This is a genomic window from Lachnoclostridium phytofermentans ISDg, assembly GCF_000018685.1.
Classification (GTDB): Bacteria; Bacillota; Clostridia; order Lachnospirales; family Lachnospiraceae; genus Lachnoclostridium; species Lachnoclostridium phytofermentans.
On record NC_010001.1, the window covers coordinates 2,443,455 to 2,459,379 of the forward strand.

The window sequence follows — 15,925 nt, forward strand, 5'->3', positions numbered from 1 at the left end:
ATTTTATTCGCACTAAATGTCGCATAGGGTGACATCTAAGTGCATTTCATAATAAAATTAAGAAAAAAGTTTTTCGCAAGATTTTACCATGAAGAGAAAAGAATTGAGATTACTAAGAAAGGCCGAGAAAGAGCCTGTAAAAGAAGCCAAAGAGTAGCTTTGATGTTTCTTCAATACCGCCGTTTGGCTTCTATCTGCAATAAAGCAATCATCTACCAACTCTACGTTTTTTATTTACTGTGAGGTAGGTGATTTTTCATTTCATTTAAATATGATCATTGTTTTTCAGCATATAGATCAGTAATTTTTTTACACATCATAGAAAAAGCTTTTATTTCTTCCACTGTCAATGCAGTTTCTATTAAATTCATTATTTCATTCCCTAAATTGTCAACACGATTAAGAAAGGATTTTCCCTCTTTGGTAAGTATAATGTTATAAGACCGGCGGTCATCTGTTTGCCTTTCTTGAATAATATACTTTTTATCCAGTAAGCGTTTCGTTAATTTAGAAATGCCTGACTGCGAAATCCCTTTCATTTCAGCAAGTTCCTTAGTCGTCTTAGGGCCTTGCTTGCTCAATGTATCCAATATATAATATTGCGCTGTTGAAACGCCCTCTACGTTAAAGCGATTTGTATCCGAAACAATCATGCATTGAAAGGGAATATAACTTTCTTCTAATTCTCTTGAATTCATAGATAACCTCCTAAATGTTCATTATATATTTTCTTAGATGATGTCCTGTAAGTGAATCTTCGAAATTCATTAAATCTTTCGGTAACCCTGTAAACATAATGTTTCCGCCATTTTGTCCGGCATATGGGCCTAAGTCAATAATCCAGTCCGCCTGACAGATAATATCTAAATTATGTTCGATTACAATAAGGGTTGAGTTTTGTTCTACAAGACGATTCATAACACCAATCAACTGTTTTATATCAGCCATATGCAAGCCTGTAGAGGGTTCGTCCAAAACATAAATTTGACCGTTATTTTCAAGCTCAGTAGCAAGTTTTATTCGCTGTAATTCACCCCCCGAAAGAGTGTTCAAGGGTTGCCCCAAAGAAATATAGGTAATTCCAACATCTGAAAGCCTTTGGAGTACTTTTATAATTTCTCTTTCCTGAAAAAATTCCAAGGCATCTGAAACGGTCATTTTAAGGATATCACTAATATTTTTATCTCTTAGCTTATACGCGAGAACTTCATCGGTGTAACGGTTACCGTGACATTCTTCGCATACTGTAACAATTGTATCCATAAACGCCAAATCTGTATAGGTAACACCTAATCCTTTACAAACAGGACAAGCGCCTTGTGAATTGAAACTGAACAGGGACGCACTGACACCGTTGCTTTTGGCAAATAGTTTTCTAATAATATCAAAGATATTTGTAAATGTTGCTAGGTTGGAACGCTTAGATGCTTGTATTCCTTTCTGGTCAATAAAAACAGTTTCAGGATAAAAATGTGGTAACACTTGATTGATTAGAGTACTTTTCCCGGAACCGGCAACGCCAGTTACAACGGTCATCACCCCTTTGGGTAGCTCAACTGAAAGATTCTTTAAGTTGTGTAGTGTTGCATTGTGAATGGAAAGCCAGCCTTTTGGACTGCGAGGATCAATTTTTAGTTTAGGTCGATATGAAAGATAATTTCCTGTCAGTGTATCCGATGTTTTCAATCCCTGCAAATTTCCTTGATATATAATTTCGCCTCCACGAGTTCCTGCACCTGGTCCCATATCAATAACATGGTCTGCAATTTTTATCATATCGGGATCATGCTCTACGATAAGTACGGTATTTCCTTTGTCGCGCAGAAGTTTCATAAGGTCATTGATTTTACTTATATCGTGCGGGTGAAGTCCAATACTTGGTTCATCAAAAATATAAGTAAGGTCTGTTAAGCTACTACCCAGTTGACAAACCATTTTGATTCTTTGAGATTCCCCACCAGAGAGAGTAGAAGTTTCTCTGCTCAAACTTAAATAGTCTAATCCAATGGACACTATGTGTTGTAGCCGATTCAAAAGCTCAGAAACGATTGTAACCGCTATAGGATCCTTGATTGATTGGATAAACTTTAATAGTTCATTTATTTGTATATCAGCACATTCCGCAATATTTTTACCATTCACTTTGCAGGACAATACTTTATCACTAAGGCGTGTTCCGTGGCAGTGGGGGCAATCTTGTTTTATAATAAAACGCTCTATTTCTTTACTGTATCTAACTTTTTCGCCATCTTCTTTTTTAAGAAAACTCCGCTCAATACGTGGAATCAGTCCCTCATACAATGAGGTTTTATGCCATTCAGGAGCAGGATTTTTTACTTTAATACCATCAGCATAAAGCAGTAGTTCTAGTTCTTCAGTAGAATAATCCTGAATTATTTTATTGTTATCAAAGAATCCTGAATGAATATAACGGGTCAATCGCCAACCACCGGGTTCAAAAGTAGGAAAATAGATAGCTCCATCGTTTAAGGATTTATTTTTATCTAGTAGTCGTTCAATGTCGACTGTTTCAATCTTTCCTAACCCCTGGCAGTAGCTGCACATTCCAGCGGGATTATTAAATGAGAATACTTCGGTGTAACCTACAAAGGGTTCTCCAATTCGTGAAAACAATAAACGCAATAATGAATAAATATCCGTAATAGTCACCACCGTTGAGCGAGCATTACCACCTATCCGTTTTTGATTGATAATAAAAGCTACCGATAAATTCTCAATTGTATCCACATCAGATTTCCCATAATGCGGCATACGATGACGGATAAAACTAGTATATGTTTGATTTAACTGTCTTTGGGATTCTGCAGCTATTGTATCAAATACCAAAGACGATTTACCTGAACCTGATACACCCGTAAAAACAGTGATTTCTTTTTTGGGTATTTCAACATCTATATTTTTTAGATTTCTTTCTCTTGCTCCAAATACCCTAATATAATCATTAGACATGGTTTTACCTTTCTATAATATATGATATGGTTAATATATGAGTGACACATCTATAATTTAGCACTATCTAGTTTATATTGCAATGATTAATATAAGTTCTGATTAAAGATCCTATGTTCAGGAACTAAACTTTACGGTATATAATTTAGCACATCCTTTAAATTGCACCCCATTACAGACTAATGATAATAGGCCTTGGACTACTTGATAGAGTGATAATAAGAAAATAACTAAAATGTAAATTTAAATAATTGTATTATTATGTAAAATACAATATAATAAAATAGACAGAGTATCAAATGTATGGACGCTAGCGACAATATCGTCAAACATTGTGGTGAATAATAATATAAAAAATGGTTATTAACCTAATAGGTTAATAGAATGATTTACTTCAATAGGAGTGAGAGTATTAAGAAGTATGCTCTATTCAATGAAAGAAGAGTACTTCCGAACTTTTGCTTTATCATGATTAGAGAAGATAAAGATTCTCCATTCTATGACAAAGGGTTCTAAGGTTCGATTAGTAAAATATGGATTATCAGGAAAGATCCGGAACATATTATAGTTATAATAGAAAGTTGTATTAATTATATATAGAATCTAATATTTGGAGTGAGGAAATTATGCCTTTAAAACTTGAAGATAAACTCGTTGTCGGTATTTCATCCCGTGCATTATTTGATTTAGAAGAAGAAAATACAATCTTTGAGCGTGATGGTCTAAGAGCTTATTCGGATTATCAAATTTTACATGAAAATGATATTCTGAAACCAGGTACAGCATTCCCTCTTGTTAAAGCGCTACAAAATTTAAATACAGATGAAAGACATTTGACAGAAATTATTATAATGTCTAAAAATAGTGCTGATACAAGTTTACGAATATTTAATTCAATTGAACATTATGGACTAAAAATAAGCAGAGCAGCTTTAGTGGGTGGAGTGAAAATTTCTCCATATCTTAATGCCTTTAGAACCGATCTATTTTTATCAGCAAATGAAGATGACGTTCAGGAAGCAATTAATGCGAATATAGCAGCAGGTATTATTTGTTCTCACGGGGAATTACCAATAGAACCAAATCAAGAGATTGATCAGATAAGAATAGCTTTCGACGGTGATGCAGTAATTTTTTCTGATGAATCGGAGCAGTTATTTCAATCAAAAGGGTTAAAAGCATTCGCTGAGCATGAGCATATCAATGCACAGGAACCATTACCAGAGGGACCTTTTGCAAAACTCTTAAAAACACTTTCATTTGTACAACAGCAATTCCCTAAAGAAACCGTTCCTATCCGAACCGCATTAGTTACTGCACGAAATGCGCCTGCGCATGAAAGAGTAATCCGTACATTAAGGGCTTGGAATGTAAGAATAGATGAAGCGTTTTTTCTTGGTGGTATTGAAAAAAGTGAAGTACTTAAGGCCTTTGGTGCAAACATTTTCTTTGATGATCAAACAGTACATACTGACCCTGCTTCGAAACTAGTACCTGCAGCAAGAGTTCCTTATAAACAATAATTATTAGGAGATAATGGTAATACCTTAATTTACTAAGAGAGTTCTTTTTTCGTTATTTTATTTCTAAACGGTAGTTTTAATCAAAGCTACCGCTTTTTAGTATGTTTTGATTCTTCAATATTAGTAAAGCATAGGTAGCTTCAGGAGGTAGCACTATGACTTTACAAAAAAATGAATTAATAATTATAAACAAAATATGTATACACACTTTTATCAAGGGATTTAAGTGTGTATTTTTTTATCATTTTATTCATTTATCGGAGATTCCACCCTTTTCACGAAATTAATGTTTTTTATTAAAATTAAGGTTTATTTAATGTTGGGGTTAACATCATTTAAGGTTGTCTCTTTATAATAAAGAAAAAAATAATTAAAAGGAGGCAACAAATGAAAGAAAAAGGACTTACAGGATTTCAATTAAAAATAATTGGACTAATATTTATGGTATTTGACCACATTCATGAATTTTTTGGTTTTACTGGAGTTATTCCTGTGGCTTTTAACAGGGTAGGAAGAATCGTAGCACCTATCTTCATATTTATGACAGTAGAAGGATATACACACACACGAAATAAGAAAAAGTATATGCTTAGATTGTATATAGGGTCACTTCTAATGAACATAGGGAATTACTTCATTCCCAATTATTTTCAGAGAACAGATTCTTTCGCAATAATGAATAATATATTTGTTACTTTATTTATGATTACGGTCTATCTATGTATTATTGATTTTATAAAAAAGGGAATTAAAGAAAAAAGAATAATGAAGATATTCGTAGGCGGGGTTTTATTTCTAATACCTATAACCTTATCAATATTATTTATGGTAAACATGGAAAATTTATTCTATTTGATATTTATTATCCCTACACCTCTTTTTGTGGAAGGGGGCCCGATTTTCATAGGAATTGGAATAATTATGTACTTATTAAGAGGAAATAAGAAAAAGTTATTAATAGCATATATAGCAATATGCGTCGCTATTATTTTTACAGGAGATCTTAGTATTCATGGTCTGTTCTTTAATAATTACCAGTGGATGATGGTTTTTGCAGCACCACTATTGTATTTATATAATGGAAAAAAGGGAAAGGGAATGAAGTATTTATTTTATGTATTCTACCCGGCCCATATCTATGTTTTTTATATTCTATCGTGCTATTTAATGAGGAAGTAGTGATAGCAGATAAACTTGCCTGTAGGCAAGTGAGAATATCCGCTTTGACTGAAATGTTACAAAACAGTAGTAAGATATTAGTGTAAGCTTTTAATAAGATTAGGTAACAAGGCTTGCTATATGTAGGCCTTATCTCGGCTCGCAAGTCATGTTATCTAAGTGTTCTTCTTAGGAGTTTTAAATATTTTCTACTAAGAAAATATAGGAGGAAGAAATAATGGTTCAATGGGAAATAAAGAAAATGTTTAAATCTAAAAATGGATTATTCACTCTAATATTATTCTTTATACTTTCCATATCTATGGTATTTATAAAACCGCAATTAGAAGGAGTAAATGATTCTAAAGAAAATAGTGAAGGTTTTATATCAGTTGAAGAGCAATTTAACAAGAATCTTGAACTTTTGAAAGAGGTTAGTGAAAGTGATGGGAAAGTCGATTTCTCTAATGATCTTAAAGAAATATCCAATAAAAAATTATCAGCAATAAAGTTCAATGAATATAAGGATATAAGGTTTTGGAAAGTGTTTCATCATAGAGCATTTCATCCATTTATGACTTTTATCATGCTTGTCATCACAGTGATTATTTTTTCAAATATTTATACAGACGAGATTATATCAACGGTTGATAATTTAATTTTGACATCAAGAAATAAATATAAAGTTTTACATTCAAAACTAGCCTTGAGTATAGTGGTACCAGCTATTTTATATACGGGATATTTAATCATTCAGTTTATAATCACATATTTACAATATGGAAAACCAATCAATGGAGATTTGCAGGCCCTTAGGATATTAGATAATCCATTATTAATGAAAGAGGCCTACACAATATACGAATTTATATTTCTTAAAATAGGTATTATGCTTTTAATTCTTACAACATTAGGAATATTCGGGGTTTTTTTTTCATTCCTTACCACAAATTCAATTCAATCAACAAGTGGATTTTTCATTTTTATATTTTTAGGTAAGGTAATGACATTAATAAAATGGTTACCAAGCGAAGTATTGATGATATTTTCAAAAGTTAATTATATTGATTTAATATTTAATTTCAATGAATTTGCTGGAATGTATTCTGGAAGATTTAGAATATTTAATCTAAGCTTAGACATTACAAATGTGTGTCTGAGTTTTATGATAGTTATTTTCGTTATAGGGCTATTCTCATGTAGAAGTATCTTTAGAAAATACTTAACAAGATAAACAGGAGATTAAGTAAAAAAAACATTTCTACACTTTAAGTATTCGCCAAATTGCTTGGCTTGGAGGGAAAATTATGAACAAACTTGAAATAAAAAAATTGACAAAAAGTTATGGTAAGAAAAACGCAAATAGCAACATAACACTTACCTTGGAAAATGGTGTATATGGGCTTTTAGGCCCGAATGGAGCTGGTAAGACTACACTCATGAAACAAATAGCAACATTGATTAAGCCTACATCTGGAGAGATCATCTACAATGATAACAACATTTATAGTATGGAAGACAACTATAGAGGGGTTATAGGTTATTTACCACAAGAGTTTGGTGCTTATAAAAACTTTTCAGCGAAGAAATTTTTACAATATGTAGCAGCATTAAAAGGTGTAGATAAAAGGGAAGCGAATAACAAAATAGAAGAATTATTAAAGTTAGTTGGACTCTATGACGTAAGAAATAAAGCGGTTGGAAAATTTTCAGGAGGAATGAAGAGAAGAGTAGGAATTGCTCAAGTTTTATTAAATGATCCTAAGATTATTATATTAGATGAACCAACAGCAGGATTAGATCCACAAGAGCGAACTAGATTTCGAAATCTATTATCGGAGATATCCAAAGATAAGATAATAATACTTTCAACTCACATTATTTCTGACATAGAATCCATAGCAAAAGAAACTATTATGATAAAAGAGGGTGAAATCATAATGAAGGGAAGTCATAGGGAAATTCTATCTGATATGAACGAAAAAGTATATAGAATAAGAACAAATGATGAAAATGAATTGGCAGAAATACAACAGAAATACAAGGTAGTGAATCTACAGAGAGGAATTGATTCTACGGAACTTAGAATTGTAAGCGATAAAGCCATTTCCTATGAAAATGTAGAGGTTATAGAACCTAAATTTGAGGATGTTTATATGTTCTATTTCGATTTAGAAAACACAAAGGAGGTATAATAATGGGTACTCTTATAAAATTAGAATTAAGAAAAATATTATTTAAAAAAAGTATTTTAATAACCTGGGCAGCATCCTTGTTATTAGGAATGGTATTAATTCATAATGGCTCTGTAAGTGATGTTTATGCGGATGTTTTTTTCAAGAGTTACGGATATACCCCTATAATGGGACTTGTTATGTTTATGATTTTATCTGGTGCTTATACTTTAGAATATAATTCTAATATGAATGAACTAATAAACACAACTAAAAATGGTAAGAAAAAATTAGTGATAGCAAAAGGAATTGGGGCTGGTTTAGCAACGTCTATAGTAAATTCATCTATGGTAATGGCAATATACCTAGATGGTCTTAGAAAAGTAAGATTTGAAGGATTGGACATGCCGTTAAAAGATCTCTGGTATTTTAAAGGAATAAATTCAAATTTAAATGTACTTCAAATGATGATAATCTTGATGATTAGTGTGATCTTAGCTTCTTTTTTCTTCTCTCAATTAGGTTTATATTTATCATCCATAAGTAAATCTGCTTCTATACCGTTTCTTGTTGGCGGATTGATAATGGGAATTCCATATATATTAGAACCTTTTATACCAAGTAAATTTATTGCTATTACTCCATTATGGGGAATGATGTCTTCGCAGTTAGTCAAGTATGAAGTAAGCACAGGGATAATGATAATTCAATTAGTAATATTTATAGTAGGATGTTTCATATTTCCTAAACTCACATATGCTGCATTTACGAAAGAAAATAAAAGATAAACAGAAATCAGATGGGATAATATTAAATAAATAACATTGAATTGGGAGAAATTATGACAAATAGTTTATTTTTACTTAGCGTAATTATATTATTTATTGGGTTTCTTTTTATGGGAATGAGCGGAGCCTCCTTTCGATGGAGGGCTTTTAGAAATAAACCTGCATGGAATGGTAATACTTTAGTTTTTCTAGCCATAGGACTTATATTTCTAATAATTGGATTAATATTGGTATATATATTTTATCCCTATTAAATAGTAAAGATATTTTATTAATTATTTAAATTTTTATTAGGTATAAAAGAGAACCAAATTTTATTAGTTTTGGTTCTTTTTATATAATCCATATTAGGATATAATGAATAAAAATCTAATGGGAGTGTTTCATATGGATACATCGTTAAGCAATAAAAAAATATTAATAATAGATGATGAAGAAGATATATTGAAGCTATTATCAATGGTACTAAAAAAAGAAGGCTTTGAAAACATATATACAGCTGAGGATGGAGAAGGTGGATTTACATTATTTAAAAGAATTAGTCCAGATATAATTCTTTTGGATATTATGCTACCTGATGAAGAAGGGTATGAGGTCTGTAAAAAAATTAGAAAAAGCTCCAATGTTCCTATTTTATTTATATCAGCTAAAACAGAAGAAATTGATAGAGTACTGGGGTTTGCATTAGGAGGAGATGACTATATAACAAAACCATTTAGCCCGAAAGAAGTAGCCTATAGAATAAAAGCAATTTTAAGAAGAAGTAGTTATCATGATGAAGAGGAAAATAAGAGTACTATATTAAATCTTGGGCCTTTTCAGATAGATGAGGAAAAAATTGAAGTCAGGAAAAATGGAGAACTAATAGAGTTAAAACCGAAAGAATATAAAATGTTTCTATATCTGGCAAAACATCCCAACCAAATTATGAGTAAGGAAAAATTGTGTAGCGAAGTATGGGGAGAAGATTATATTGGTTTTGATAACACTATAATGGTGCATATCAGAAAACTTAGAGAGAAAATTGAAAAAGATCCATCGAATCCGAAGCATATTCTTAATATAAAAGGCTTAGGTTACAAATTTGTTATAAAGGATGAATCAGTATGAATTGGAAGATTACAGGTAGATTCATTGTAACTATTGTTTCAGTTGCTATTATTGTAATAGTTATTAATATTTTTGGAGTCGGCATTCTTATATTGAGTGGTGGTAGAAATAATCTTACAAATGGTATCACTTATTCTTCACCAGAGGATTTTACAAGAGAATTTGAAAGATATTTAGTGGAAGATAAAGATAAAATTTATATTCATAGTGATGGTGAAAAGATTTTGATAGAAAAAGAAGCTTGGATACAAGTTTTAGATGAGGAAGGAAATGAAGCTTATAACTTCCAAAAACCTGTGAAAGTGAAAAATCATTATACACCGGTAGAACTAATTCATGCTTATAAATATATTACAAATGAAACTATGTCCACAATATTTGTATCTGAAAAAAATCTTGGTAATAGAAATTATAGTTATATTATAGGATTTCCATCTGACAAGGTTAAGAGAAATGTTTTCTCTTATGATGTTTATAATTTAGTTCATAGCTTAAAAATTGGCATTTATATAATATTATTTCTGGATGCCCTTATTGCTTTATTGTTTGGGTATTTATTTAGTAGAAGGCTTACAAAACCATTAGTTAATATTATAAAGGACGTTAAAAGCCTATCAGAGGGAGAGTATCATTTAAATAGAGAAGAAGAAGGAATTTATAAAGAAATATATCATAACATAAACAATTTATCTTCAAAACTCGGAAATAATGAAACAGAAAGAAAAAAGTTAGATAAAATGAGGGAAGAATGGATATCAAATATTTCCCATGATATAAAAACTCCACTTGTTTCAGTAAAAGGATATGCTGAGATATTATCTAGCGGGGAATACGATTGTACGAAAGAAGAAGTGAGAGAATATAGTAAAATTATAGAAGATAAATCAGATTATATAAAAGAGCTTATCGATGATTTAAATCTAAGTACCAGATTAAAGAATAAAGTTCTCATTCTGAATAAGAAGAACATCAATATTGTAAGTCTAGTTCGGGGAGTTGCAATCGATATTTTAAATAATCCTCAAACTAGCAATGTGAATATTGATTTTTCTGCAACAAGGGAAGTTATTGAGTTAGATATCGATGAAATATTAATTAAAAGAGTAATCACTAATATTCTATATAATGCTATCGTTCATAATGATGAAAATGTAGTAATTGAAATTAAAGTAGAGAAGAAAGACAGAGTGAATATCTTTATAATAGATAATGGAAAAGGCATTCAGGAAGAAGAGTTAAAGCATATTTTTGAAAGATATTATCGAGGAACAAATACAGGAAAAAGGCATAAAGGCTCTGGACTTGGCATGGCCATAGCGAAGGATATTGTAGAAGCACATAGTGGAGTAATTAATTTAGAGAGTGAACATTTGGTAGGAACTAAAGTTGAAATAATTTTATAAGATATTAGCGATTTTTGATGTTATACTTAGTTTCGTAAGCGCTCTACAATAGAGTGGCTTGTATATTAGTAGCTGCTCATGATAAAATCTCTATAACACACTTTTTACACTTTTCATAATAAAGTGTAAAAAGTGTGTTATAGAGAGTGGAATCAGTTCGCCAAGAATCTTTATAGTGGAGAAATTAGTTGGCATTGGTGTCATAGTGAAAAGCTTTAGATTGGGATAGGAGGAAGTGTAGACGATAAGGAATAATTGGTGACAATATGATGAACATCTGATAGACACGTGTGCGACTATAGAAGATATGTAGAATTTACTAATTAATTGTAAATAATTACTATAGATGATACAATTGGTGTACTAAGAAATATTTGGGGTATATACAAATATTCTAAGCGTTCTAATTTTCTTTAATTTTATACATTGTTACATTAGTGCTACTATTTTTGGATAAAGAAACATACAAAATGATTTAAAGAGAAAATTTATTTTATGGGGTATTTAAATGATTAATAAAAAGAAGAAAAGAAAAATTATTATAGCAATATCTATTACTTTGATTGTATTGTTAGTAATAGTACCCTTGGGAATTTCAACTTATATCTATCAGTCTAACTTTGGTGGTAGATTCGAAACAATCTCTTGGATGGCACGCAATCTTGATGAATTTGATGGTTTAGAATCAAAAAAGTATACTTTTGAATCAAATAATGGTCAACATCTGGTAGGCTATAAATATTATAAGAAGATTGATCATGTAAAAGGAATAGTAGTTATTTCACATGGACTTGGCGGTGGCGGACACAACTCATATATGGATGTTGCGGATTACCTCGCAACTAATGGATATATTATTTTTGCGTATGATGCTACTGGTAATGATGAGAGTGAGGGTGATGCTGTAGAAGGTATCCCTCAAGGTTTGATAGATCTCGATTATGCTATCCGTTTTATAAAAGATAATGATGAATTTAACAGCTTGCCAATTATGTTATTGGGACACAGCTGGGGCGCTTATTCTGTTGGGAGTGTTTTAAATATTCATCCTGATGTAAAAGCAGTTGTTATGATTTCAGGTTTTAATAAGTCAACTGATATCATCGCGGAAGAAGGTAAACGGATCATGGGCATTGGTATAAATCTATTAATGCCATATGTCTCCATGATTGAACATGTTAAGTTCGGAACATATTCTTCATACAATTGTATAGATGGTTTTGAGACCTCAGACGCTGGTGTAATGATAGTTCACAGCTACGATGATGAAATGGTTTCCTATGAAAAACAGTACAAAAGATTTTGGAATACATATCAAAACAATCCACGTTTTACGTTTGTTCCATATGAAAATCGAGGACATAATTATATATATTATTCAGATATTTCAAAAGATTATAGAAATAAATTAAATAATCAATTTTCTGAATTTGTTAGTTCTCTGGATACGGAACTGACCGCAGAGATTAAAACAAAATATATGAATGAGAATCTCAATAAAACCATTTTGTTTGATTTGGACAAAGATCTGATGAACAGAATAGTAGCATTTTATGATAACTATACAAAATGAACATAATACAAAGGAATCATTCTATGCAGAATGAAAATATAAAAAGGATGTGATTAATTGCTATTCAAAAAAAACAAAGGTGGAAGATGTTACTAACAAGAATATTTTAAACTTAGAAGAGATGGATCGAGTAAGACTAGGGATAGCGTCTGGAGAAATTAAAGACTATCACGAGGTTACGGAACAGTATGGGCCAATTTCTATGTATGATTCAGGTATAGAGCATGGACATTATAGGATTACTATTGAACATTATGATTCCAATACAGACTACGGAGATTTATCCACATTTCAGTTTTTTGTTATAGTGACTTATGAAAATGGAGAAAGAAAAATGATTTTTCAGTGTTAACGAAAATTATCTCTATTATTAGGTATATAAAGCAAAGGAACGTTAAAGCAAATTTTAATAAGATAAATTTTATTTAATATATAGTCTTAATCCAAATAAGAATATAAAAGATGATCGCAGTATAGTTATTATAATATAAAGGAGCTGCAAGTGATGGATTTAATGAAAATGTATGAACAGGTACAACAACGAGTTAATCAAATTAATTTTCAGTATTTGTGGCGAGGCTTTAGAGAATACGAATTCGCATTATATGATGATACTATAGTGATTCTAAATGGAGTATCCATTCCAAAGACAGACGAATTTCTTGCAAATACCTCTATTTTCTATCAAGGAAGGTATATAGCAATTTGGTACATAACCGTGGACATCGATGTTGATATCTTAACAAGTAAAATCATTCACGAAATGTTTCATGCTTATCAAAATCAAATGCAAGACTGTCGTTTTGTTAATGAATTTGAGGCACTTTGTAATTATCAATATTCGCCACTTTACTTACAACTTAAGCATAATGAGAACTTACTTTTAGCAGATATGGTTTCTGATTTTAGTATAGAAAAGTTAAACAATTTCTTGACTTATAGAAAGATAAGACAAATAGAATTTTCATATCAATACAACTATGAAAATTCTATCGAAGCTATCGAAGGCTCCGCTCAGTATGTGGAAATGCAAGTTTTAAAAACTTTAAGCGCAAGAAAATATCTGGAGTTTTTGAAAGGAATAATTGATAGAGTTTGTAGCATAAATAACTTGATACCAGTCAGGATTATTAGTTATGATATTGGCGCATTATTCTTAAGCGTTTGTTTTCAAAATAACCTCCCCCTTGCTTTAGAAATAGGTAATACATCAGAAATATTCTATTCCAAACTAATTACGCAGGCGCATTATAAAAAGTTAGATATCGCGATTGAACCTGAAATAATTAACTTTTACAATGGCTACACTAAAATGCTAAGAGGAAAAATAGATAATATTATTACCAATAGTAGTGAAGTCATAAAGGGGAATTTTGAATTGCTAGGATTTAATGTTTATTCAGCTAGATTCATAGATGGATACGCTTACTCAGAATATTTTCTTATGTACAAAGATAATCAACCAATAACGTTGTACGGAAACTATTTGTTTAAGCTTGAAAATGACAGAGTAACTGAAATTTATAAAGAGCTTTGATTTATTTACAAGGTAGATAGAGCATAGCCTACGACTAAGCAGACATATTTTTCAAGGGTGTAAGGTAATTCTTTATTCGGTATATTTGTGTATGCACTTCGCACACAGGCTTGGGATGCGCAACGTAGAAATGGGAGAAATAATGGGAGAAAAAATAGGGAAAATAAGTATTTTTACCAAACGTCATCTTAGTTATATTTGTTCTGTATTATCGTGGGGATTAATGTTACTGACGTTCTGGTATTTTGAGTATAGGGTTTATGGTGGTAATTTGGAAATAGGTTCTTGTTTTACTTATGCATTAATATGTCCCCCTATCTATGCTTTCTCTTATTTTTTAAATAGAGAAGAGAGAAAAGAAGAATTAGTACAGAAATCCGTATTAAAATCAAAGATAAGTAATATAATTTCTGATATTATTTTGATAGGCTTGGGGTTATTTTTTCTGTGGGTAATAGTATTCAAAAATCATTATCTGATAAACATATATCTTTGTTTATCAATTATATTATTTTATATAATTATAAAATATATTTTACCACAAAAAGAATGTGAGGAAAAAAACAAAATAAAAATGTCTGGATGGTTAGTTTCTATTTTATTTAGTATTCTAATTGTAGACGTATTGATTTTCTGCATAATTGCAAATCCAGTCACAGTGAAGGGGGGGCGGCAGCTTGTAGCAGAAGACGGTTATGAGAATGTTCAGTATATTGATAATATAAAGGATCCTATAATCCTTGAGTCTATATTTGTAGATTGTGATTTATCACTTTTAAAACATGAAGAAGCTTTAAATTTTTATCTTTACCGAGGATTTAAGAATGGCGAAAGCTATGGTATTGCTGTGAGCCTTGTCGGCCGTCGTATTGTTGCTGAAACAAAGGATGAGAATAACAAAACTTTATTGTATTTTTATAGAATTCATAGTAATGATTAAATTTATTTATCATTCAAGAGATGTAAGTTTTCATAATGTTATTTTGGAAATGATAGGGGAAGAAGAATAACAAGTGTTACAAGAGTGATTGGAGGGGACTTAATGATAGCAATATGTTCGAATTGCGGTAATTATGAATGGGACAAAGAAGTCAATCCTCAAGACAAAACCTCAGTGAAATGTCCAAAGTGTGGTTATGTCTGGAAATAAAAAGCATTACCTTTATTTATCTTAACAGGATGCAGCGGAGTAGGAAAGACAACAACAGCGCTAAGGTTACAGCAAATGGAAACCGATTATGTAGTCTTGGATGCAGACTTTTTTACGATTATGCCTAGTAAAACGAATGAAGAATGGGCAGCACATGTTGAACAGATGCAAAATATATCCGCGGATATTATGCAGTGCGGATTACCTGTTATGTGGTCAATGGCTGGAAATCTAGATCGGCTAAAAAGTACATACAATGAGCGTTTCTTCCGTGAAATTTACTGCCTTGCTTTAGTTTGTGAGTAAAATGAACTTCGAAGACGTATGAAGAATGGTCGTCATATCACAGATGAAAACTGGATTGAAAGTTCTGTCGAGTATAATCAATACTTCATGGAACATGATCACATTGGAGATACAGCATATGATCGATTTGATATTACTGGAAAAACTGCAAATGAAGTTGCAGAATATGTAATTGAATGGACGAGGAAATATATCTGATAAATTTGTATAGATTTTAAAGGTGCAATCGTCAT

At 31.2% G+C, this 15,925-nt stretch carries 15 protein-coding genes; 13 read left to right on the forward strand and 2 right to left on the reverse strand.

Going from position 1 to position 15,925, the window contains the following annotated elements; translation table 11 throughout:
• Positions 1-275 precede the first annotated feature (275 nt).
• On the reverse strand, positions 276-698 hold the full coding sequence (locus CPHY_RS10245) for a MarR family winged helix-turn-helix transcriptional regulator (RefSeq protein WP_012200001.1): 423 nt from the start codon (positions 696-698) through the stop codon (positions 276-278).
• Positions 699-708: 10 nt separating this feature from the next.
• The gene (locus tag CPHY_RS10250; RefSeq protein WP_012200002.1) at positions 709-2,970 is read right to left on the reverse strand and encodes an ATP-binding cassette domain-containing protein; all 2,262 of its coding nucleotides are present in this window, start codon (positions 2,968-2,970) and stop codon (positions 709-711) included.
• Positions 2,971-3,596: 626 nt separating this feature from the next.
• On the opposite strand from CPHY_RS10250, the gene CPHY_RS10255 reads away from it, so the two are divergent.
• The 13 genes from CPHY_RS10255 to CPHY_RS10320 all read left to right on the forward strand — a co-directional run bounded on the left by CPHY_RS10255 (position 3,597) and on the right by CPHY_RS10320 (position 15,890).
• Positions 3,597-4,493, forward strand: coding sequence for a 5'-nucleotidase (locus CPHY_RS10255; RefSeq protein WP_012200003.1), 897 nt, complete (start codon positions 3,597-3,599; stop codon positions 4,491-4,493).
• 387 nt (positions 4,494-4,880) lie between these two features.
• Positions 4,881-5,672 (forward strand): TraX family protein, encoded by a 792-nt coding sequence (locus tag CPHY_RS10260; RefSeq protein ID WP_012200004.1) that lies wholly within the window; start codon positions 4,881-4,883, stop codon positions 5,670-5,672.
• A gap of 217 nt (positions 5,673-5,889) precedes the next feature.
• A complete protein-coding gene (locus CPHY_RS10265) occupies positions 5,890-6,885 on the forward strand; it encodes a membrane protein (protein WP_041703493.1) in 996 nt (331 codons plus the stop codon).
• Positions 6,886-6,958: 73 nt separating this feature from the next.
• Positions 6,959-7,846, forward strand: coding sequence for an ABC transporter ATP-binding protein (locus CPHY_RS10270; protein WP_012200006.1), 888 nt, complete (start codon positions 6,959-6,961; stop codon positions 7,844-7,846).
• A 2-nt stretch (positions 7,847-7,848) separates the two neighbouring features.
• Positions 7,849-8,613, forward strand: a complete 765-nt coding sequence (locus tag CPHY_RS10275; RefSeq protein WP_012200007.1) for an ABC transporter permease — start codon at positions 7,849-7,851, stop codon at positions 8,611-8,613.
• A 387-nt stretch (positions 8,614-9,000) separates the two neighbouring features.
• Complete coding sequence (locus CPHY_RS10285; protein WP_012200008.1) at positions 9,001-9,723, forward strand: response regulator transcription factor; 723 nt, start codon at positions 9,001-9,003, stop codon at positions 9,721-9,723.
• Complete coding sequence (locus CPHY_RS10290) at positions 9,720-11,126, forward strand: sensor histidine kinase (protein WP_012200009.1); 1,407 nt, start codon at positions 9,720-9,722, stop codon at positions 11,124-11,126. The genes CPHY_RS10285 and CPHY_RS10290 overlap by 4 nt, the downstream gene beginning before the upstream one ends.
• 508 nt (positions 11,127-11,634) lie before the next feature.
• Positions 11,635-12,699 carry an alpha/beta hydrolase gene (locus CPHY_RS10295; protein WP_012200010.1) on the forward strand — a complete coding sequence of 355 codons (1,065 nt, stop codon included), beginning with the start codon at positions 11,635-11,637 and terminating at the stop codon, positions 12,697-12,699.
• Between the two features lie 49 nt (positions 12,700-12,748).
• Positions 12,749-13,051 carry a hypothetical protein gene (locus CPHY_RS10300; RefSeq protein WP_012200011.1) on the forward strand — a complete coding sequence of 101 codons (303 nt, stop codon included), beginning with the start codon at positions 12,749-12,751 and terminating at the stop codon, positions 13,049-13,051.
• 153 nt (positions 13,052-13,204) lie between these two features.
• Entirely contained in the window at positions 13,205-14,236 is a 1,032-nt protein-coding gene (locus CPHY_RS10305; protein WP_012200012.1) for a hypothetical protein, read from the forward strand.
• A 142-nt stretch (positions 14,237-14,378) separates the two neighbouring features.
• Entirely contained in the window at positions 14,379-15,176 is a 798-nt protein-coding gene (locus CPHY_RS10310) for a hypothetical protein (protein WP_012200013.1), read from the forward strand.
• Between the two features lie 285 nt (positions 15,177-15,461).
• Positions 15,462-15,692 carry a hypothetical protein gene (locus tag CPHY_RS10315; RefSeq protein ID WP_012200014.1) on the forward strand — a complete coding sequence of 77 codons (231 nt, stop codon included), beginning with the start codon at positions 15,462-15,464 and terminating at the stop codon, positions 15,690-15,692.
• Between the two features lie 18 nt (positions 15,693-15,710).
• Positions 15,711-15,890: a hypothetical protein gene (locus tag CPHY_RS10320; RefSeq protein WP_012200015.1), complete on the forward strand. Its 180-nt coding sequence runs from the start codon at positions 15,711-15,713 to the stop codon at positions 15,888-15,890.
• Positions 15,891-15,925: the final 35 nt, after the last annotated feature.

Coding starts and splice junctions, on each gene's coding strand:
- CPHY_RS10255 (WP_012200003.1), top strand. CDS start 3,597: ATGCCTTTAAAACTTGAAGATAAACTCGTTGTCGGTATTTCATCCCGT.
- CPHY_RS10265 (WP_041703493.1), top strand. CDS start 5,890: ATGGTTCAATGGGAAATAAAGAAAATGTTTAAATCTAAAAATGGATTA.
- CPHY_RS10305 (WP_012200012.1), top strand. CDS start 13,205: ATGGATTTAATGAAAATGTATGAACAGGTACAACAACGAGTTAATCAA.
- CPHY_RS10315 (WP_012200014.1), top strand. CDS start 15,462: ATGGAAACCGATTATGTAGTCTTGGATGCAGACTTTTTTACGATTATG.
- CPHY_RS10290 (WP_012200009.1), top strand. CDS start 9,720: ATGAATTGGAAGATTACAGGTAGATTCATTGTAACTATTGTTTCAGTT.
- CPHY_RS10245 (WP_012200001.1), bottom strand. CDS start 698: ATGAATTCAAGAGAATTAGAAGAAAGTTATATTCCCTTTCAATGCATG.
- CPHY_RS10260 (WP_012200004.1), top strand. CDS start 4,881: ATGAAAGAAAAAGGACTTACAGGATTTCAATTAAAAATAATTGGACTA.
- CPHY_RS10250 (WP_012200002.1), bottom strand. CDS start 2,970: ATGTCTAATGATTATATTAGGGTATTTGGAGCAAGAGAAAGAAATCTA.
- CPHY_RS10295 (WP_012200010.1), top strand. CDS start 11,635: ATGATTAATAAAAAGAAGAAAAGAAAAATTATTATAGCAATATCTATT.
- CPHY_RS10285 (WP_012200008.1), top strand. CDS start 9,001: ATGGATACATCGTTAAGCAATAAAAAAATATTAATAATAGATGATGAA.
- CPHY_RS10270 (WP_012200006.1), top strand. CDS start 6,959: ATGAACAAACTTGAAATAAAAAAATTGACAAAAAGTTATGGTAAGAAA.
- CPHY_RS10275 (WP_012200007.1), top strand. CDS start 7,849: ATGGGTACTCTTATAAAATTAGAATTAAGAAAAATATTATTTAAAAAA.
- CPHY_RS10310 (WP_012200013.1), top strand. CDS start 14,379: ATGGGAGAAAAAATAGGGAAAATAAGTATTTTTACCAAACGTCATCTT.
- CPHY_RS10320 (WP_012200015.1), top strand. CDS start 15,711: ATGAAGAATGGTCGTCATATCACAGATGAAAACTGGATTGAAAGTTCT.